Genomic DNA, 20,042 nt, shown 5'->3' on the forward strand with positions numbered 1-20,042 from the left:
AATTTCAATATCCCATCTATCATCTATTAGGTGTATCGTATTATTTTACGAATGGTTAGGTATTAATACCTTCACAAGTGTTAAAAAATACGTACTATTCAACACATCTTGTCTATTATAGCACTTTTTATGCATAAGGATAGATGTGTAACTTTTCTAAAAAAACTAATTTCGACGTAAATTAGATAATCTAGACGAAAACAATGCAATTCTTATTCAAACATAGTAATTAAATCTTCTTCAGTAATGTAACTTTCACGTGGCTTACTGCCTCTAGCCTCCGACACAAAGCCATGTGATTCTAACATATCAATTAAACGAGCCGCACGATTATAGCCAATATGATACTTTCGTTGAATCAATGAGGTTGATGCGCCACCTTGCTCGTAGACAAAACGACAAACATCTTCAAACAGATCATCCTGTTCTGCGGACACCTCAGTTTTCTTTAATAACTCCTCTTGATCGAAAATGTAATCAGGCTCTCCTTGCTCACGAACATGTTCAATAATCGCTTCAATTTCATCATCTGTGACAAATGTGCCCTGTAACCGCACTGGCGCAGACATACCATTACCTAAATATAGCATATCGCCTCGCCCAAGTAATCTTTCTGCTCCCTGCCCATCCAAAATTGTACGAGAATCAATTTGTGAGGAAACGGCAAAGGCAATACGTGTTGGAATATTAGATTTAATTAACCCTGTAATAACATCAACAGAAGGTCTTTGCGTTGCAACAATTAAATGAATACCACATGCACGTGCCTTTTGAGCAATTCTACAAATAGCCTCCTCTACATCAGCTGGAGACATCATCATTAAATCAGCTAACTCATCAATAACAATTAAAATATATGGAAGCTTTAGGCTATGCTCGTTATTTTTATCAGCTATTGCATTGTAACGTGTAATATCACGTGCACCTGCATGAGCAAATAGCTGATAACGACGCTCCATCTCCTCCACTGCCCATTTTAGCGCAGCGGTCGCTGCCTTCACATCAGTAATGACAGGGCTAACTAAATGTGGAATATGATTAAATGGTGCCAGCTCTACCATTTTCGGATCAATTAGCATAAGCTTTAACTCATGTGGTGCAGCTTTATATAATAAACTAACCAAAATGGAATTAATACAAACGGATTTACCAGAACCCGTTGCACCAGCAATTAAGCCATGAGGCATTTTACGTAAATCTAGTGTGACTGGCTTTCCTGTTAAATCTAGACCTAACGCTGCTTCTAACGGTGAATCGGATTCAACGAAGGATGGACTATTGGTTACCTCTGATAATCGAACGGCTCGAGATACACGGTTTGGAATCTCAATACCAATCGAACTTTTTCCAGGGATTGGTGCTTGAATACGAATATCTTTTGCTGCTAAGGCTAGCTTTAAATCATCTGCTAAGTTGCGGATTTTACTAACCTTTGTACCATGGCTCACCGTTATTTCAAATTGAGTAACAGCTGGACCCTGCATAATCGATTCTATTTGCGCTGAAACTTGGAAATATGAAAGTGCCTCAACCAATGTATCCCCCTGCTGCTCCATCCAATCCGTATCCTGTGTTTTTTCCTCTGGCGGCTCTAAATATTCATCCGTAGGCTTTTGATAAACGTGAACAGGCTTTGCAGGTTTTTCAGTTTCTTGTACTACTTCCACTTCAACCATTTGTGCTTCTGGTGTTTCTTCCACTGCTTCTACTTCTAATACATGTGCTTCTGGTGCTTCTTCTACTTCTAATACTAGAGCTTTTTCCTGCTTATCAACAGATTCTACTTGAGGATACTCTACAGTTTCTGAAATTACCTCAGTATCGGTAGTACACTCTGTTTCTGGTTCAAGCTCAGAAGTTGCAGAAATTTCATCCATAGCGGCTTTTTCAATAGCAGTGCTATCTTGCGTTAATCCGCTTACCATTGTCGTGACAGGAGCCATTGTAATGACAGCTACGTTGTCTTCAGAACGGTATTGAGGAGTACTTTGCGTTTCGCTCTTTGCATATGAGTGAGATGGCACATCGTCTTGCATTGACCTATTCTCTGTCATGAGCTGATTAACATCCTCTTCGAATTGCTTTTCAAATGTATGATGCTTCTCGATGGCTACAACGCTGTCTGAGGATGGTGCCTCTTTCTCTTCAAGCTCCACATCCACTTGCTCATTTTCCACTACTTTCTGAATACTTTCGTCAGTAATGGGTTTTACCATTTTCAATTGCTGCTGGATTCTCCATTTTTCTTTATCCGTTTTTAACATGAGTACATTAAAAGGAATACGGCTTTTTTCTTCCTTTGTCTCAATAGATTGGTTATCAACAAGCAATTGTTCGTCCTGCGAAGGCTGTACAACCGTTACCTCTCCTATATGGATTGTAGAATTTTCGATTTGAACTTGTTCAACAATCATTTCTTTGACATGAATTTCAGATTGGTCTGCCGATAGTTGTTGAACGGCTTGATCTTGCACATCTGTCTCTCTCACTTGATCTTCAAAAGACATGGCAAAAGATGATGTTTGAGGCACAGTTGCATTGGGTGATATACTTTCCTGCTCAGTGTTGGCCTCATCCACTACTTCATCGTCAAAACTTATTGGCTCAATTGCAGTAGGTAACTCCTTATGGTCAAACATTTCACGCTGCTCCGCTACAACGGTTTGATTTGTGTTAGCCGGCTCTTTTTCTTCTAGTATATTTTCATTAGCCTCATTTGTTGTCGTTTCTTTTAAAGCCTTCGTAACAGCTGGCATTTCGTCTACAGCTTTCGCCTCTTGCTTCTCGTAGTCTTCTTTTCTTTTATCTAATAATTCTTTAATTGGACTTGGTTTTGCAAATCCATAGACTGGTGAAGGCACATCTGTTGGCACAAAGCGTTTACGGTTCTCAGGCAAACTACTCTCTACTATTTTTTGTTCTTTCCACTGATTGTTTTCTTTCAGTGGTGTTACTGGAGCGGGTTTAACATTCACTGCCTCTTGCTGAGCATCTCGAAATACTAAGCCTGCCCTTGATCGTTTCTCCTGTTCTACAGGCTGACTTTTCATCGTTGTTTTTCTGCCCGTACGTTTTGAGCGATTAGCTAATAAATCTCGAATCCCAGAGACCTCTACATCGTAAACACGAGAATCAACTATATGATTGTTTAAATGCTTAGGCAACGATAAATCTCCAATTTCTCTATCATCCTCGTAATCAAACATTTCTTTTTGTGTCGTGTAGGATATTTCTCTCTCATTATCGTCAATCAATGGGAAACGGAAAGTCTTTTGCTTCGCCACCTGTTCTTCGTGATGGGTATGTAATTGTTCTTGCTCTTCTCCGTAATCCTCATAATATTCATATTCGTATTCTTCTTCTTCTTTATTTATAAATTTACTAATTTGTTTTTTAAACCAGTTCACTTCGTTTCACTCATTTCTCTTACACTTCATTTATAGCATTGTCTAGTTTCTTACAATCAATAGCTCAATGTCTACATCAAAAAGCATACCATAAAAATGGTCTTGAAACTTGCATTTAGAGGCTCATTCTCAACAAAAAAATCGTTATGCTACTAGCATATTAGTAACATAACGATTTAGGGCATTTCACCTTGATGGAAGGAATAATATCACGATAAGACTTTTAAATTTTAGGTAATTCTTTTTGACATCAAGGGATTTTTATTTAGTTGGTGCTTCAAAAGCACTACCAACAATAGCATCCTCAGGTAATACTAAAATTCCTTTTTCAGAAGGAGCGTTAGGAATAGCTAATTCACGCGCTGAACATAGCATGCCAAAAGACTCCACACCACGTAAATTACCTTCTTTAATAAGCATACCTGAAGGCATTACTGCGCCAATTTTCGCAACAACTACCTTTTGACCAGCTTCTACATTAGGAGCTCCACAAACAATTTGTAATGTCTCTTCTCCTACATTCACAGTACAGATACTTAATTTATCAGCATTAGGATGCTTGTCTTTTGTTTCCACATAACCAACAACAAATTTTGGAGAAAAATCAACATCCAGGTTGATATCAGCGCCATTTTTTTCGATTGCTGCTTCTAGTTGCTCTACTAATTCAGGTGTCACTTCCACTAAGCCTTTTGCGTCTGTTTGGACGTAGTGGCTTGCATTAAATAAGTTAAACGCTTTAATTTCACCTGTTTGCGCTTCTTTTAAAATAGCTATATCTCCAGCGCGCTCTACTACTGTTTTCACAATAGATTCCGTTGCCAGTTGAACTAGTAAGACATCTCCTACATGTTCTTTGTTGTAAAATACATTCATTGTTATTCTTGCTCCTTTTTCACTCTGTTTTTTGCTAAAATAAAGATTGGTTCTAGTTCCCCATCTTCATAAATAAAAGATAATGACGTGATCGGTACTGTACCGACAGCAAAGAAATGCATGGTCATCTGTGCTAATACATCATACCCTGTTTCATTGCGAATATCACCTATAATTAACACATCTTGGTGTGGCACTGACAATGTCATATCGCCTTCCACCTGTGCACGCATTTCTTTTAAAAAACTCTCATTTAAAATGCGGCTTGCATCATAGCCATCATTCACATTGATAAAGTAGAAAATATTACCTGCTACCTCATCTTTTTTATACGTAGTTGGTAATTGCTTCACTGAGAAACGTGCCATTTCCCGAATTTGCTCCACAGTTAATTGTAATGCTTCCAGCATGGATTCATCAATAAAACGGTAGGTTTTTCCTAAATCAAGCGCATAAAAAATGCGTGTTTCAGCTGTATGCTCTGTTGTAATAAATGCATGGCCTTCTTTTGAAGCTTGAGGATAAGAAGTGGCACGAATAACGGGATAAATATGTGTAGTCGTTTGAAAGCCCTGTTCTTTTTCTTGCTCCATTGCATTAAAAGTTTGCTCAATTGTATATACAACTTCCTTAATCGCCGCTTCTTGTTTATCGTTATATTTTGCTAAAATCCCAGGTAAAGAAAGCTCCATCCCTTTGTCAATCGTCTTATGATTCAATCGTAATTTATCGTACTTTTTATCAAAATGAAATTCATATTTTTCTTCATTTAATTGTTCTTTTAACAGCTCTACCAGTTGTTCTGACTTCAATTGCTTCATCCTTTTCACATCCTATATTCAAAATGAAACGGCTCACATGTTTGTGAACCGTCTGTTCAATCTAATTTATTTACTTCATCTTAACTGAATGAACAATTTTCGTCATCTCACGCAAATTATTTTCAATATGTTTCGCTTGAGAAATCGTTGTCATCTTCACGCCACCACTACTAACGATGAGCTCCATCTCATTTTCATCATCGGTTTTTAGGACTGCTGTAAAGCCAAAACGACCGGCCTTATCATAAGTCGACTCTTCAATAATTTTGTCAGTTTCATTTTCTTTTAAAAGATTGTAATAAAGTTTACTATCTTGTGCTTCACGATTATTTATAAAAAGAATATAGCTTTCTTTTCCTTTTGAAATCACAATATTATACTCATCTGAACTGTCTTCAACTTTAAAGTTTGAGGGTAAATATAATTTAATATCTCCAATTTTCTCCGTATGTTCTTCTGGCTCTTCGGCAAAAACCGTCTCCGTTATTTGAAGCCCATTAGCAATTTGCTCATCGATCGACTGATTGCAACCAGCAAGCACCAGAAGTAAAAGCATCAGGCCAATAGTTCTTAGCCATTTAACCGACATGTCTCTCTTCCTTTCACTACGAACTTTTTTCTATTTTAAAAAAATTATTTAGAAGATGCAACCTTACAACACGCTGTTCACTAATCCCAATTAACTATTTTTGTGAAAATGTGAACAAATATTGTCCAACCAAAAGTGATACAATATGCTCAAACATCATTTGTCTACTCACTAAACCTTGCGTAAAAATACCTACAGCTCCCGCACCCTGTCGAATATCTCGACGTTTTGTATATTGCTCCATTATGGGTCCTAGTTCTCCCCCAGCTTTTATTTCCTGGGCAATTTCTTTTGGTAATATAATTTGTGCACCTGCGGCTGTGAAAACTGTCCCATCTGCAACTGCTAATGCTCCCCAGTTACAAACATACATATCATCGTCGATTTCCGTTACGCCACCTTCTAAGCCAAATGCTAATTGCGCGCCTGATGTTACCATGGCATTTTTAGCACGATTCATTGCACCTAATCTCGTTTCTTCATTACTTATCGGTTGTTCTGATACTTCGGAAGCAGCTTTTACATGTGTAAAAATGGCATCCTCAAAATATTTTCGAGCAATCACTTCAACTGCTTCAGTTTTCGCTTTATTAGTTGTTCCAATGGCTATATTCATGTAATCCCCACTTTCTTTCCATAGAAAAAGATGCCCTAAAAGGCATCTTTCTAACTTCTTATACATTAGCGCGAATTGTCTCTAATGTCGAACGATCTGCTTTTTTCACTAATTCAACAATTAATGCTTTTGCAGCTGCGTAGTCATCAATATGAATAATAGACGCTGATGTATGAATATAACGTGAACAAACTCCTATAACTGCACTTGGAATACCATCATTTGCTGTATGCACTCTACCTGCGTCTGTTCCTCCCTGTGATACGAAATACTGGTAAGGAATATGGTTAGATTCAGCCGTATCTAAAATAAATTCACGCATACCACGATGTGTGACCATCGTGCGGTCTAAAATACGAAGTAATGTACCTTTGCCAAGTTGTCCAAATTGATTTTTCTCTCCAGACATATCATTAGCTGGAGAAGCATCTAAAGCGAAGAATAAATCTGGTTTAATCATATTTGCTGATACTTGAGCACCACGTAATCCAACTTCCTCCATGACGTTTGCGCCTGAATATAGATGCGATCCTAGTTTTTCATTTTGTACTTCTTTCATTAACTCAATCGCTAGACCACAGCCGTAGCGATTATCCCAAGCTTTAGCCATAATTTTTTTCGGATTCGCCATTGGTGTAAATGGACAAATTGGAATGATGGATTGTCCTGGACGAACACCCATATTCATTGCATCTTCCTTGTTGTCAGCACCAACATCGATTAGCATATTTTTTATATCCATTGGCTTAGCACGTTCTGCATCTGTTAAAAGATGTGGTGGTATGGAAGACACAACACCAGGAATTGCACCATTCTTCGTATATACTTCTACACGTTGTGCAAGCATAACCTGATTCCACCAGCCACCTAGTGTTTGGAAACGAATCATGCCATTATCTGTAATAGAAGTAACCATAAATGCTACTTCATCCATATGTCCAGCAACCAATATTTTTGGTGCGTCTGCAACATCACTGTGCTTGACACCAAAGATGCCCCCTAAATTGTCTTGAACGATTTCATCCGAGTACTTTTCTAACTCAGTGCGCATGAACTTACGAACAGCATGTTCATTACCCGGAGCGCCTGGTAACTCTGTTAAAGTTTTAAATAATTGTAATGTTTCCTCATTCATGATGACTCTCTCTCCCCACGAAGTAGAATATTCTTCCTTGCCTATTGTATCACATTTATTTCCGAATTCGAAATATTGATACATTTCCTAAAACAGCTAATGTGTGAACGTGCATTCACTCTATAGGCTATGCTAAAATAAGCTTATAGAAAAAGGAGGAAAGATGTATGAAATTACGTGATTTTTTAATTGGTGTTGCAACTGGCTTAGCTGCCGCAGTCATTATTAAAGAAGCTAGTGAAAAAGTTTCTCCGTTCGTACCTGCAGGACAAGTACTTGAAAACATAAAAAGAGAATTTAAAAAGGATGCGCCGATTGACGGTTCTTGGATTTTTATGAAAACAGAAGATTTCACAAACGGTATTATGACAATCCCAGTATACCGCGGAGGAATCTCTCGTATGCATGAAGGCGAAATGCAAACTTTCGAATTTGCTGCTGATGCACGCTCAGGTGTTGTAGTGGAATTAACTGAAGTTTAAACTTAATCCTTTGCACAATATAAGAAGCCATCTCATTGAATTGAGATGGCTTCCTTATTTTACTCGGATAAACCTTTATTATTAAAGTATTTTTTATACTTACGATAATAATTTAAGTTATTAAGCGTTAATTTCACCCAACGCTTAGTATTCATGTCCTTATTAAAGTAAAGGGAATTTGTATACTTGCCTTCACTAATTAGCTTCTTCGCTTCAAGTTTAAGCTTTTCGTTTGAAGCATATTTAAACAGCACACCCTTAGGAATAATCATCCACAAATGTTTGTCCTGCACATATGTGACATCTTGCTCGATATTTAACATATGATCATCGGCAACATACTTCATTAAATTATGACCACTTGCTGTTACATAGTAGCTAGAGCGACCATTTCGTAAATTAATTTCAAATAGTTTATATTGCTTGTCTCGGATATCATATTTCATATCGAAATTCGCAAAGCCCGTATAGCCTATATCTTCTAAGAAGAAACGTACTTGATCCATTAATTCTTTATCGTAGGTAGTTACAATGGCAGCATAGCTTCCGATACCTTCAGGAGAATGTTCTTCTAGAATAGGATTTCCTAAACACATTAGCTTGACTTTCCCGTCTTTCCCTACATAGGCATTTAACACACGCATATAAGAGTCATCACCAGGTATAAATTCTTGAATAATCATTGTATCCTGGTAAGTTGAGCTATAAATAGCTTTTAATATAGCCGTTTTTTCCGCTTCATCATACGCGACAAATACTTTTTTCTTACCCGGGAATTTACAAGCCCAATATTCCACAGAGTTTGATGCCTTTAAAATAATGGGATAAGAAAATGGTGGTGTAAAGTTTTCATAATTGTCAGCTGTTACTGTCGTAGTCCCCGGATACTTAAAATCATATCGATCACACATCTTATAGAAATTTTCTTTTAACAAAATTTCATCCATCAATGATTCATCGATGTAAGGAACTGTAAAATGTTCTTGCAATACTGGCTTATTTTTAATAATAAGCTTGGCATAATCGTCTCCACACGCTAAAAGTAATAGTTTTTTATCAGCATATTTTTTTGCGACTTCTGCAAGTGCAGGAGCAAAAACTTCCTGTTCATTTAAACGGTCTATTTCTTGAAATTGTAGAATATGACTATCTTGTGTGGCAGTTAAATGAGAACGTCCTAAAACAAGTGGTTTAATACCATATGCTTCATAAAACGAACGTGCCATACCATATGCATTCATATCTGATCCTAGTAAAACTGGTAAAAATGGTTGTTCAGTTGCCATGTTTATTTCAACTCTCTTTTGTATTTTTGTATCGTGTTAAGTGTATCATATTTTCTATCGTGGTCACGAACAAAAAAGCGAGGCATTGACATTTTATATGTCAAATACCTCTACTTTCCTTACTCTATTAAAATGTAATAACAGCTTGTCTACTACGCTCTAACTTATCCACTATTTCTTTGCCTGTTTCATCCCATTTAATCATACGGTAGTAAGCATCATGATAGAAAATAAAGCCATAATTATTTGCAAGCGCTTCTTTCATAAGTCGCTCTTTTGCAAATACACTTGTCATTGGATAATCGTCATAGGCTAAAACCCATAGAGGATTTTGGTGAGCATGTGTTGGCATAATATCAGCCATATGCAATAATACCTCGCCGTTTTGTGTTAGCTTAATAACGGCATGTCCCTCACTATGACCACCTGTATGAATCATTTCAATCCCAGGTGTTACTTCTAATGAACCTTCATAGGTTTCAACCAAGTGCTGTACTGGCTCCCAATTTTCTTTCCAATACGTATTTTTAGAGCGAATATTCGGGTTTCGCATTTCATCCCACTCAATTTTCGTCACAAAAATTTTGGCATTCGGAAAAGTTGGGACAAGGACATCTCCTTCCCACTGCGTTAAACCACCCGCATGATCAAAATGTAAATGGGTCATTAACACTACATCAATATCAGCGGTCGTTAACCCTAGCTCCTGCAAGCTATCCGCTAACGAGGATTCTTCTGTCACCCCGAAATTTCGCAACTGTTTTTCATTTAATTTTTTAAAGCCAACTCCTGTATCAATCAGGTAGTTTTTACCTTCATACTGGATGAGGATAGGCTCTGTTGGTAATTCAATTTGGTTTTTTTCATTGACTGGATATTTGCGAGACCAAAGTGGCTTTGGTACAACACCAAACATCGCACCACCATCAAGGCACGTAACACCCCCGTTAAGCCATGATAATGACATATTGTGAAACTGTAACTGATCCATCCATACTCCCCCTACAATTTAGTAATAAATTGCGATTCTAATCGATAAATCGGCTGCCCTTTCGCAGAAAACTTCTCTTCATATTCAGTCATCACGTTATCCTCTGGCATATTAGCATGTAAGTCGAGAGATACATACTTTAATAACATACCATATTCGGACATACTGATTAATGAATACTCGAACAGACCACGGTTATCCGTTTTAAAATGGATTTCCCCATTATCCACCAAAATCGACTCATATAATTTCAAAAAATCCCCATGCGTTAAACGTCTTTTAGCATGACGTGTTTTTGGCCAAGGATCTGAGAAATTCAGGTATACGCGTGATACATCGTTTTTATCAAAAAATTTATTTAAATCTGCGCCATTTACTTTTAGTAAGCGTAAATTCGCTGGAGATTTTGCCTCTAGCACTTTCTCTAATGCACAAACAATCACACTATCATAAAGCTCGATGCCAATATAGTTGATATTTGGATTTTGCAAAGCCATTCCTGTTACAAATTGACCTTTTCCAGAACCCACCTCGATATGGATTGGATTGTCGTTTCCGAAAACAGCTTGCCAGTTTCCTTTAAAGTCTTCAGGATTTGGAATAATCACCTCTGGATGATTTGTTATCATTTCCTCCGCCCAAGGCTTATTTCTTAATCTCAATGTTGTTCCTCATTTCTTTCTTATGAAATTATTGATTTTTTTATAGTATAACGTATTCCCCTATAATTCGCATGAAATTATTGTACGATGATATTTTAGCAATATTTGTCAATCACCTGCCATGCGTTTTGTTGCACAGTACAGCGAATAGTAGTTTCCTCGTTAACAACTCCGATATAATTGCCGTCCGTGTGACAATCAACCTGATCATCTCCAACGATAATATCAAAGTGTTGACCTTGTAAAAAAGTAATTTCCTTAAATTTTGTATGCTTTTCGAAAAACACAGTGACAAAAACAAGTAATAATTTAATACGTGAAATCCCATGGACAATTGTAATATCTACTAGGCCATCATCTGCTCTCGCAGCAGGGGTTATTTTCATACCTCCGCCAAAGTAAGGCTGATTACTCATTGCCACAAACCATGCCTGCTGGAATTGCCATTCCTGCTCATCTGCACGTACTATTACATCAAAACGATGAAAGCGGAATAATCCTCTTATAACAGCAACAGCATAAGAAAGTTTACCAAGTCCTATTTTATTGAGGAATAGCTTAAGTCGAGATGTATTGATTAATTTTGTAACATGAGCATCAAAGCCTATGCCTGCATTATTAACGAAGATTTCTTTTTGCTTATTTCCTAGGTGAATTATCCCTACATCCTTTATCGTACTTGCCTTTGCAGACTTAACATAATGCTCAATTTGGCTAGAATTATGAAAGACAGGGAAAAAACGTGCAAAATCATTGCCAGAACCAGCACGAACAACACCTATTACTATGTTTTTATTATGTACAACACCACTTACCACTTCATGGATTGTGCCATCACCACCTACTATGACAAGTAGCATAGGATCTCGCTGTTGCTGTGCCCATTTTTTGGCTATTTCTTGTCCATGTCCTTCGTACTCTGTAAAAGCCACTTGGTAGGTGATGGTTAGTTGCTGTTGAAGCCGTAGCCATACCTTTCTCCCTTTGCCATTTCCCGCGGACTCGTTGACAATAATTAAAATCTGCATACATCAATCCTCTGATGCTTGAGGTGCTTGCTGCCAAATATCTCGATTAAAGGAGGTCGTTTGGACAGTATTTAGAATCGTTTGTGCAGCTCTTATTTGCATATGTTTCATAGGTGATGAAACTTTTCTTAATTGTTCAATCCATTCCCCGTAATTTCGACGATCTACAAAGCGAACGCCAAATGGTGAACCAGGATAATCAAAATAACCATTACGAGTTAAAACAACCTTACGGATAGGCATATCAATATTATCTTGCTTAAATAACTGAGATAGTACTGACTCCATTCGTCCTAAATTAATGGTTGGATTTAGAACTTTAGAATCTTTCGTCCCTACTTTTTTGATCCAGAAGCGGTCACTGCCACCAACATAAACAGCTTGATTTTCAGCTTCTAACACCGTAATACAAATACATTCTGTTGGCGACATAAGTACTACATCTAGCTCAATAGGAGCTTTTCTTATTTGTAGAATCGGATAATAAAACAACAAGTAGTTATCTGGTAAAGTTTGCAATAACGTACGTAGTAAAGAGTCACGCATGAAACGAGGATCTACATATGATTTTTCACGTAATGTAGAGCTCGCCCATTTCATTTGAAAATGGAAAAACTGGTCAATAAACATTCGTTTCAGTTCATGAACAGATTGTGGTGCATACACAATTTTAGGTTCAAAAATGAGCGTCGTTTCTTCTTCTGGAATGGCATCTTCATCACTGACAAGCTCATCTGATATTTCTATCTGTTCAACATCTTCTGTTGTATCTTTTGGACGACCAGCAAAGATTTTTTTAAAGAGGGAAAATCTTTCCTTTTCCTCAAAAGCCTCCGTTTCAGCCTCATTGTCAATATGTTGCCACTCGCTAATATCCTCTCCCAATTCCCACTGACGCTTAATGCGCTCCCATTGGCTTTTCTTTAAGCGCACAAATTGTGTTGGATATCTCGCTAAATCAATTTGATAGCGTGAAATATAATCTTGTATCTTCACTAATTGTGCCATGTAAATGTCACTCCATTCTTACTCACCATATCTTTAGTTCTTTTCTACCTTGATTCAGAATTGTTTCTATTATTCTAAGTGGTATTTGTTTTCTATTTTTCAAACGCCCACTAAATCAAGGTTGTCGGTAATTCCCCACGATGCAGGTATAATAGCTTTCGATTACTTTTAATTGAAAAGAAGCAATTGTATACATTACATCGACACATGTTCTACGAAATTCAAACGGAAAATTATTCTTTACTATCCTTTTTATTTTACATGACGATACCCAACATTACATCCATAAAAAAAGAACTACCCTTATCGATAGTTCTCTTAAACGTTTTATTTTATTATTCATTTACAGAAATCGGTAATTTCGCCTCAAATGCTTGCTGTAGTTGACGAGTCCACTCACCTGGAACTCCCGCACCAATCTGGTTGCCATCAACATCAATAACAGGTGTAACTTCAGAAGATACGGAGGATACAATGATTTCATCCATAGTTAATAAATCTGCCTTTGTCATCGGTTCTTCAATAACAGGTAAATTAATTTCCTCTGCACATTTTAAAATCACTTGGCGTGTAATTCCATTTAAAATAAAGTTATTTGCTGGATGTGTATAAAGCTTACCATCTTTAATACCATAAACATTGGCTGATGAGCATTCTGTGACAATATCACCACGGTGTAAAATCGCTTCATAGCAGCCCTTTTCAGCAGCCTCTTGTTTCGCTAATACTGCCCCTAGTAAGTTAAGAGATTTGATATCGCAACGTAACCAACGAATATCCTCTACAAAAGTGGCCTTTACCCCTTTTTCAAAGTTTTCATATGCACGCTCACCCGCTTTAACATTTCCAGTTAAAACAGCTGGAACACTTGCATCTGGGAACACATGATTACGTGAGTTTGCACCACGAGTGATCTGGAAATATACATGTCCTGTATCTAGATTATTTTTTTCAATTAGCTCATGTAGTAATTTGTGTAAAACGTCTTTTGTATAAGGAATAACAAGACGAATTTTTTCGGCGCTCGCATAGAAACGATCAATATGTTCTTGTGCTGTAAACATGTTTCCGTTATAAACTTTAATTACTTCATAAATTCCATCACCGAACTGATAGCCTCTGTCTTCTGGCGATACTGCAATCGATCCTTCTTCAACAATTTGATCATTCCATAATGAATATGCCATATTTCATTCATCCTTTTCGTCTTTGAGTTATTTTTTTCCTGCAAGTTCAACAATCGCTTCAGCATATATTGCCGCTGCTTTAACAAGGTTTTCAACCACAACAAACTCATCCGCACGATGCGCTACATCTGGCTCTCCTGGGAATAACATCCCGAATGCTACTCCTTTTTTCATCACACGTGCATATGTCCCACCACCTGTTGATAATAGAGGTGTTTCTGTATCACCTGTTTGACGTCTATAAATAGAAGCCAATGTTTGAATAAATGGATCATCTTCGCTAACATAATGTGGCTTTGAGTCGTCCTGAATATCTAGAGAAAACCCTTTTTCAACAGTTAAGAGTTGTGCAGTTGTTATTTTTTCATCAAATGGATAAGACACAGAATAGCGCATACTGATTACTAAACTGCCACCTTTATTGACATCATAGCTTACGATTCCTGGATTTAATGTTGTCTGACCCGACATTGCATCCTCAAATTGTAAATCAAGCTGATGCCCATAATGATCCTGATAAAAAACATCTGCGATAAAGTCGACAAATTGTTTACTTGCTTCTGTCGTCAATTCTTGCTGTAGAAATGTTGCAAGATAAACAGCTGCATTGACACCTTTTTCTGGCTCCATTGCATGTGCTGCTTTACCTTTGATAGTTATTATATAGCGAGAGTCCTCCATTAATAAAGAGCCTTCTAGCTGATTTTTGCTTAAAAATGTTTGAAAATTCTGTTCGAGTCGTGCTGAGACGTGCTGAAGTGTAGCTTTAGCAAAATCAGGTACCATATTTGGGCGCTTTCCAGCATTAAATAGTAGTAGCTGTTCTTTCATTGCATCACCCATTTTATTTTGAGAGAACACAAGCTCAGCAATGCCTTTTTCAGCATTAATGAGCGGGAAATCCGCATCTGGTGCAAAACCAATTGTCGGCATTTCCTCCTTTTTGAAATAGTGGTCGACACAGCGGAATCCTGTTTCTTCATCCGTACCAATAATCATTCGTACTCTTTTTTCTAAAGGAATACCTGCATCTTTCACAAGTTTCATGGCCATCCATGCCGCAATAGTAGGGCCTTTATCGTCAATCGCACCACGAGCATATAATTTACCATCTGCTACTGTGCCACTGAATGGAGGGTATGTCCAATCGGCTTCATCTCCGATCGGGACAACATCCACATGACATAATATACCTAATAGTTCCTCTCCTGTACCCATTTCAATATGTCCAGCATAATTATCAACATTTTTCGTTTGCAAACCTTCATTCTGACCTTTTGCTAGTAACCATTCAAGTGCTTGAAGTGGACCATCTCCAAAAGGTACTTCAGTAGTTATTGTATTCTCGTCGAGAATACTATTAATTCGCACAAGCTCCTGTAAATCTTGTATTAATTCATCTTGCCTTTCTTTTGCAGCCTGTAACCAATCCATACCATGTTCCTCCTTCAACGTATTAACATTATTCTACACCTTACAACATATATGACAATCAGCTTTCTGACAACTATTTTCAGTAACTTCTACTTACACTACCACATATAGCATGTTTTTCACGTATTCCCACAAAATACAGTATAAATTTTATGTTTAAAATGTAAATTTCTCTTGCATTCACTAGAAAATTAAGTAGTTTTTCTATATAATAAAGTTATCAGAATTATTGTTCTGAATATAAAATTAGAAAAGGGGATGTCTAAGGCAGCTACTTATTAGCCTAAGTGCACTCCGCACATATTGTCGTCCGCTAGTCTTTGCCAAGAGAATTAAGATGAAGGAGTGGTTCATTTAATGAAACCAACTACTGATCGAATGCTTAATCGTATTAAAGACGTGTACATGTTTATTTTAGACAAAGGAACCGTGTCTACACAGGATTTAGTCGAAGAGTTTAGTATCACTCCTCGCACCGTTCAAAGAGATTTGAACGTGTTAGCCTTTAACGATTTGGTGATGAGTCCAAGTCGAGGCAAATGGACAACGACGAAGAAAAAAGTAAAATTGACGTCTTAGTTTTACGTTTTGTACGTAAAGCATTTGTTTGGAAAAGAATGGCCTTTCGTCGGGGTCATTCTTTTTTGTCTTTAAAAGGTTAATAGATTTTTGTGAGTTGTTGAAGAGTGGAATTATTGGTTAAAGAATCTTATTTTCAATCCATTCGATTAGTTGTTTGAATTAGACACTTCACTTTATTATCTTTATAAAATGTTACCCACGTTCTTCATCAAAAGTATTTTGACTATTTACAGTTGCTTAACAATCCGTTAAACTCGAAACATTCTAAATGTTGAGAGGAGGATTTTAAATGAAATTTTCTACGTTGTTTCATCCATTAGTTTGGATTATTTTAGGTGGAACAATTTTCACTCGTATTGCAAGCTTTATGGCAATGCCCTTTTTAGCTATTTATCTACATAATGAAATTGAAGCCTCCCCTTTACAAATCGGGTTAACGATTGGTATTGCCCCGCTTATTTCCACTGTCGGTGGTTTTTTTGGTGGTTATTTAACAGACCGCTTCGGTAGAAAAAGTGTTATTCTCCTAACAATCGTCGTTTGGAGTCTTGTATTCTTTGGCTTCGCAACCGTTCATGCTGTTTGGCTTTTTGTACTATTCAATGCTTTGAATGGTCTTTGCCGTTCATTTTTTGAACCATCCACACAAGCATTAATGATTGATTTTACACCTGCTGATAAACGAAAAAGATTATTTTCATTACGTTACACAGCCATTAATATTGCCGCTGTCATTGGACCAATCATCGGTGTATACATTTCACAGCTGTCCAGTCCAAGCATCCCTTTTATGCTGACAGGTATTATGTATATTATTTACGCTGTTTTTTTATTTTTCGTGTTAAATCGTTATCAAATGCAGCAACCAAAAGCTGTCGCTCAAACAAAAATTCTAAGTACATTCACAATCCTTTTAACAAATCGTGTCCTACTTAGCTTTATTTTTGGTGCGATCTTAATCAATATTGGATACTCCCAATTTGATTCTACATTACCGCAAATCATTGAACTAAAAATAGACGATGGTGCGAAGCTTTATTCTCTATTAATCTCACTCAATGCGGCAGTCGTCTTATTATTACAATTACCGATTAGTATTGTGTCAGAGCGTTTTTCATCATCCTCAACATTGTTAGTGGGAATCCTGTTCTTTGCACTTGGACTCTTTTTGTTCGGTTTCTCCAATAACTATACGCTTTATATTATCGCTATGATTATTTTTACCATTGGTGAAATATTTGCCTTCCCAACGATGAATGTCATGATTGATGAAATTGCGCCTGATACCCAAAAAGCTACTTATCTTGGCGCAGCACAATTTAAAAATTTAGGAGGCTTCATTGGTCCAATCATAGGTGGTTGGCTATTAACTCATTATATGAATGCTATGTTTGCTGTCATCGCCATTCTTGTATTATGTAGCTGTATCTTTTACAGATCAAAAACAACAACCCATTAACCTTTCGGTATAGCGACATTTGCTGAATTAAAACAAACGCTCCATTTCTTAAAAATAACCAATCTGGCTATCAATGAGAATGGAGCGTTTTTTTAAATTTTATAATGGTTGTCCGCAGCGACTTCTTGATAACTAGAATATTGATCTTTACCAGCATTTTTAGATTGATAGAGCGCCTTATCTGCCCTTTCAAATAAGCTCATTTCTGTATCTTCAGCAAAATAAAGGGAACCCCCCATACTCACAGATAAGACAGACCATTTTTCACTTGTCCGTCCCTCATATTGAACGGTTCTTATTTGAGTCAAAATACTCTCTGCAATTTGCTGCATATGTTGTTCTGTTGTATCGTACAAGACAATGGCAAATTCATCTCCACCGAATCTCACAACAAAACCGTTGTTTTTCACTACACGCTTTAAAATCAAGGCTGTTTCAATCAGGATATGATCCCCTTCTACATGCCCATATTGATCATTCACTTGCTTAAAATTATCTAAATCGATTAACAATAAACCTGGCACATTCATTTTTCTTTTTCTTAATAAATTGTCAATCTTCCGTATATAAGTAGCACGATTATAAACACCTGTTAACGGATCAAAGGTCGCCAAGTGGATTGTTTTAGATAAAATTTTATTAATAACTAATAACATAATAAAGGAAGTTAGTAAAGCAATGGTTAGTAAAATCCAAAATTGTTGTGTATTTTTTTGGAGTGCTTCAATTTTAGTAAAATTGACAAATTTTACATAAACCACTCTTTTTGAGGACTCTCCTCTCACTGTCTCTGCTTCATAAGGCAAAAAAAGATGTGTTTCTATATAACTATGATCTAAGGTTTGATATTCAACTGGCTCCATTTTTTTCTTGGCTAGCTCAAAATATTTTTGAAATTGTTCGGAATGATCTTGCACGTTGTTCCGCTTTGTTCTTGAATTATCAAAGAAAACTCCACCAGCGTTAATAGTTTGCACTTCTACTAAATCTTTATATTTAGCAATTAAGTAATCGGCGGTTTTCTCAAAATTAAAGGTTTGAAAGACCGGATCATTCAATAAATCGATACCTAGCTCCAGCAAATATTTTTTATCATGTTTTGCTAAATAGCCAAATTTTCGGTATTCCCCTGTCGTCGTTGAAATATCAATTCCATCTGAATAAAACTCACCGCTAGCGCGTCGCTCATCCAATAAAGCAGAGAAACGTTGACAGCAACGCGAAAAATCCAAGCCAATATCTTTTGCAAATGTCGAGTAAGTGACTTTGTTGGATTGATCTACTATGTAAATATCCATCCCATGTTTATTTTTCATTTCTTGTAAATCCCAAGTAGCAATATTAGGGTTTTCACGGTAATAATTTTTTAAATTTCTAAGTTCCTGCTCCATTTTCTCCGACATATTTTTATCAAAATAGAAATGAGCATTATCAATTGTTTGCATATCTGTCAGAATATGATTTTCAATTAACACTTTATTCATGGCTACTTGCTTTTCTATATCCGCCACTAGTATTTGTCTGTTTACATATGAAATGACAGCTACGAGTATAACTGCAAAAGCTATTAAAGATAGTAATAATTTAATACGCAGGTTCTTCATTTTTTTGTCCTCTACTTATTTACACTATCATATTTTGGAAACATTTAGAGAAATGATAAGTTCCATGACTATATCACCATAACTCATTTCATATTATACAGTTACTGTTCTTATACTGTATATAAAAATCCCCGATGCTATATTAGCATCGAGGAATTGGTTAATGATTGTTTTGTAAGCTCTCAAGCTCTTCTGATGTCAACTCGCGATATTCACCTAACGCTAGGTTATCATCTAATTTTAGATTCCCCATGGATAAACGCTTTAAGTACGTTACTCGTTTACCTACCGTCTCGAACATTCGCTTTACTTGATGAAATTTGCCTTCCTGTATCGTTAGCTCAATTTCTGATTGCTGCGCAGATTTTAAGATTACAAGCTTTCCTGGCTTTGTTATATAGCCATCATCTAATTCCACTCCATGAGCAAACTTCTCTGCATCCTCTTCCGTCACTACGCCATCAATCTGTGCGTAATAAACTTTTGGTACGTGTTTTTTCGGAGACAATAAGTTATGAGCTAAGATACCATCATTTGTTAATAACAGCAAACCCTCCGTATCTTTATCTAAACGGCCTACTGGGAATGGCTGAAAATGCTGGTGTAATGGTTCTAATAAATCAATAACTGTTTCATCTCTTAAATCTTCTGTGGCAGAAATAACACCAGGTGGTTTATTCATCATAAAATAGACAAACTCTGTGTACACGACGCGTTCTCCAAACACCGACACATTCTGCTGTTCAGGGTCTACGTGTAATGCTGCATCTTTCACATAAGCACCATCCACTGTGACAGCTTTTTGCTTTAATAGCTGCTTCACTTCCTTACGTGAACCGTACCCCATATTTGCTAGTAATTTATCTAAACGCATT

At 36.8% G+C, this 20,042-nt stretch carries 18 protein-coding genes; 3 read left to right on the forward strand and 15 right to left on the reverse strand.

The genetic code is table 11. The annotated features are described in order from the left end of the window. Window positions 1–212: 212 nt before the first annotated feature. From OU989_RS16635 to OU989_RS16660, 6 genes are all read right to left on the reverse strand, one after another. On the reverse strand, window positions 213–3,407 hold the full coding sequence (locus OU989_RS16635) for a DNA translocase FtsK (RefSeq protein ID WP_274794117.1): 3,195 nt from the start codon (window positions 3,405–3,407) through the stop codon (window positions 213–215). Between the two features lie 261 nt (window positions 3,408–3,668). Next, entirely contained in the window at window positions 3,669–4,283 is a 615-nt protein-coding gene (gene ytpR / locus OU989_RS16640) for a YtpR family tRNA-binding protein (protein ID WP_274794118.1), read from the reverse strand. A 2-nt stretch (window positions 4,284–4,285) separates the two neighbouring features. Further along, window positions 4,286–5,104 (reverse strand): DUF1444 domain-containing protein, encoded by an 819-nt coding sequence (locus tag OU989_RS16645; protein WP_274794119.1) that lies wholly within the window; start codon window positions 5,102–5,104, stop codon window positions 4,286–4,288. A gap of 70 nt (window positions 5,105–5,174) precedes the next feature. Continuing rightward, the gene (locus OU989_RS16650; RefSeq protein WP_274794120.1) at window positions 5,175–5,693 is read right to left on the reverse strand and encodes a hypothetical protein; all 519 of its coding nucleotides are present in this window, start codon (window positions 5,691–5,693) and stop codon (window positions 5,175–5,177) included. A gap of 94 nt (window positions 5,694–5,787) precedes the next feature. Next, window positions 5,788–6,309 (reverse strand): DUF84 family protein, encoded by a 522-nt coding sequence (locus OU989_RS16655; RefSeq protein WP_274794121.1) that lies wholly within the window; start codon window positions 6,307–6,309, stop codon window positions 5,788–5,790. Window positions 6,310–6,367: 58 nt separating this feature from the next. Further along, the gene (locus tag OU989_RS16660; protein WP_274794122.1) at window positions 6,368–7,444 is read right to left on the reverse strand and encodes a M42 family metallopeptidase; all 1,077 of its coding nucleotides are present in this window, start codon (window positions 7,442–7,444) and stop codon (window positions 6,368–6,370) included. 167 nt (window positions 7,445–7,611) lie between these two features. Between OU989_RS16660 and OU989_RS16665 the strand changes: the two genes are divergently transcribed. Then, window positions 7,612–7,926, forward strand: coding sequence for a hypothetical protein (locus OU989_RS16665; protein WP_274794123.1), 315 nt, complete (start codon window positions 7,612–7,614; stop codon window positions 7,924–7,926). Window positions 7,927–7,985: 59 nt separating this feature from the next. Here the strand turns inward: OU989_RS16665 and OU989_RS16670 are convergent, their stop codons facing one another. From OU989_RS16670 to pepV, 7 genes are all read right to left on the reverse strand, one after another. Further along, window positions 7,986–9,212, reverse strand: coding sequence for a carboxylate--amine ligase (locus OU989_RS16670; RefSeq protein WP_274794124.1), 1,227 nt, complete (start codon window positions 9,210–9,212; stop codon window positions 7,986–7,988). A gap of 127 nt (window positions 9,213–9,339) precedes the next feature. After that, a complete protein-coding gene (locus OU989_RS16675; protein ID WP_274794125.1) occupies window positions 9,340–10,203 on the reverse strand; it encodes a YtnP family quorum-quenching lactonase in 864 nt (287 codons plus the stop codon). Between the two features lie 11 nt (window positions 10,204–10,214). Further along, window positions 10,215–10,865: a tRNA (guanosine(46)-N7)-methyltransferase TrmB gene (gene trmB / locus OU989_RS16680; protein ID WP_274794126.1), complete on the reverse strand. Its 651-nt coding sequence runs from the start codon at window positions 10,863–10,865 to the stop codon at window positions 10,215–10,217. A gap of 95 nt (window positions 10,866–10,960) precedes the next feature. Next, entirely contained in the window at window positions 10,961–11,893 is a 933-nt protein-coding gene (locus tag OU989_RS16685; RefSeq protein ID WP_274794127.1) for a diacylglycerol/lipid kinase family protein, read from the reverse strand. A 3-nt stretch (window positions 11,894–11,896) separates the two neighbouring features. Further along, entirely contained in the window at window positions 11,897–12,901 is a 1,005-nt protein-coding gene (locus OU989_RS16690; protein WP_274794128.1) for a nuclease-related domain-containing protein, read from the reverse strand. A gap of 335 nt (window positions 12,902–13,236) precedes the next feature. After that, complete coding sequence (dat, locus tag OU989_RS16695) at window positions 13,237–14,088, reverse strand: D-amino-acid transaminase (protein ID WP_274794129.1); 852 nt, start codon at window positions 14,086–14,088, stop codon at window positions 13,237–13,239. A gap of 27 nt (window positions 14,089–14,115) precedes the next feature. Beyond that, the gene (gene pepV, locus OU989_RS16700) at window positions 14,116–15,522 is read right to left on the reverse strand and encodes a dipeptidase PepV (RefSeq protein WP_274794130.1); all 1,407 of its coding nucleotides are present in this window, start codon (window positions 15,520–15,522) and stop codon (window positions 14,116–14,118) included. 357 nt (window positions 15,523–15,879) lie between these two features. Between pepV and OU989_RS16705 the strand changes: the two genes are divergently transcribed. Next, window positions 15,880–16,101 (forward strand): DeoR family transcriptional regulator, encoded by a 222-nt coding sequence (locus tag OU989_RS16705; RefSeq protein ID WP_049667439.1) that lies wholly within the window; start codon window positions 15,880–15,882, stop codon window positions 16,099–16,101. A gap of 292 nt (window positions 16,102–16,393) precedes the next feature. Beyond that, complete coding sequence (locus OU989_RS16710) at window positions 16,394–17,563, forward strand: MDR family MFS transporter (RefSeq protein WP_274794131.1); 1,170 nt, start codon at window positions 16,394–16,396, stop codon at window positions 17,561–17,563. A 92-nt stretch (window positions 17,564–17,655) separates the two neighbouring features. Here OU989_RS16710 and OU989_RS16715 read toward each other — a convergent pair whose 3' ends face one another. Continuing rightward, window positions 17,656–19,167 (reverse strand): diguanylate cyclase domain-containing protein, encoded by a 1,512-nt coding sequence (locus tag OU989_RS16715; RefSeq protein WP_274794132.1) that lies wholly within the window; start codon window positions 19,165–19,167, stop codon window positions 17,656–17,658. Between the two features lie 160 nt (window positions 19,168–19,327). Then, window positions 19,328–20,041, reverse strand: a complete 714-nt coding sequence (locus tag OU989_RS16720) for a pseudouridine synthase (protein WP_274794133.1) — start codon at window positions 20,039–20,041, stop codon at window positions 19,328–19,330. Between the last annotated feature and the right edge of the window lies 1 nt (window position 20,042).

Source organism: Lysinibacillus irui, from assembly GCF_028877475.1.
GTDB classification, from domain to species: Bacteria; Bacillota; Bacilli; order Bacillales_A; family Planococcaceae; genus Lysinibacillus; species Lysinibacillus irui.

Coding starts and splice junctions, on each gene's coding strand:
- OU989_RS16645 (WP_274794119.1), bottom strand. CDS start 5,104: ATGAAGCAATTGAAGTCAGAACAACTGGTAGAGCTGTTAAAAGAACAA.
- OU989_RS16720 (WP_274794133.1), bottom strand. CDS start 20,041: ATGCGTTTAGATAAATTACTAGCAAATATGGGGTACGGTTCACGTAAG.
- OU989_RS16705 (WP_049667439.1), top strand. CDS start 15,880: ATGAAACCAACTACTGATCGAATGCTTAATCGTATTAAAGACGTGTAC.
- OU989_RS16670 (WP_274794124.1), bottom strand. CDS start 9,212: ATGGCAACTGAACAACCATTTTTACCAGTTTTACTAGGATCAGATATG.
- dat (WP_274794129.1), bottom strand. CDS start 14,088: ATGGCATATTCATTATGGAATGATCAAATTGTTGAAGAAGGATCGATT.
- OU989_RS16650 (WP_274794120.1), bottom strand. CDS start 5,693: ATGTCGGTTAAATGGCTAAGAACTATTGGCCTGATGCTTTTACTTCTG.
- OU989_RS16715 (WP_274794132.1), bottom strand. CDS start 19,167: ATGAAGAACCTGCGTATTAAATTATTACTATCTTTAATAGCTTTTGCA.
- OU989_RS16690 (WP_274794128.1), bottom strand. CDS start 12,901: ATGGCACAATTAGTGAAGATACAAGATTATATTTCACGCTATCAAATT.
- OU989_RS16675 (WP_274794125.1), bottom strand. CDS start 10,203: ATGGATCAGTTACAGTTTCACAATATGTCATTATCATGGCTTAACGGG.
- ytpR (WP_274794118.1), bottom strand. CDS start 4,283: ATGAATGTATTTTACAACAAAGAACATGTAGGAGATGTCTTACTAGTT.
- OU989_RS16655 (WP_274794121.1), bottom strand. CDS start 6,309: ATGAATATAGCCATTGGAACAACTAATAAAGCGAAAACTGAAGCAGTT.
- OU989_RS16710 (WP_274794131.1), top strand. CDS start 16,394: ATGAAATTTTCTACGTTGTTTCATCCATTAGTTTGGATTATTTTAGGT.
- OU989_RS16665 (WP_274794123.1), top strand. CDS start 7,612: ATGAAATTACGTGATTTTTTAATTGGTGTTGCAACTGGCTTAGCTGCC.
- OU989_RS16660 (WP_274794122.1), bottom strand. CDS start 7,444: ATGAATGAGGAAACATTACAATTATTTAAAACTTTAACAGAGTTACCA.
- pepV (WP_274794130.1), bottom strand. CDS start 15,522: ATGGATTGGTTACAGGCTGCAAAAGAAAGGCAAGATGAATTAATACAA.
- OU989_RS16685 (WP_274794127.1), bottom strand. CDS start 11,893: ATGCAGATTTTAATTATTGTCAACGAGTCCGCGGGAAATGGCAAAGGG.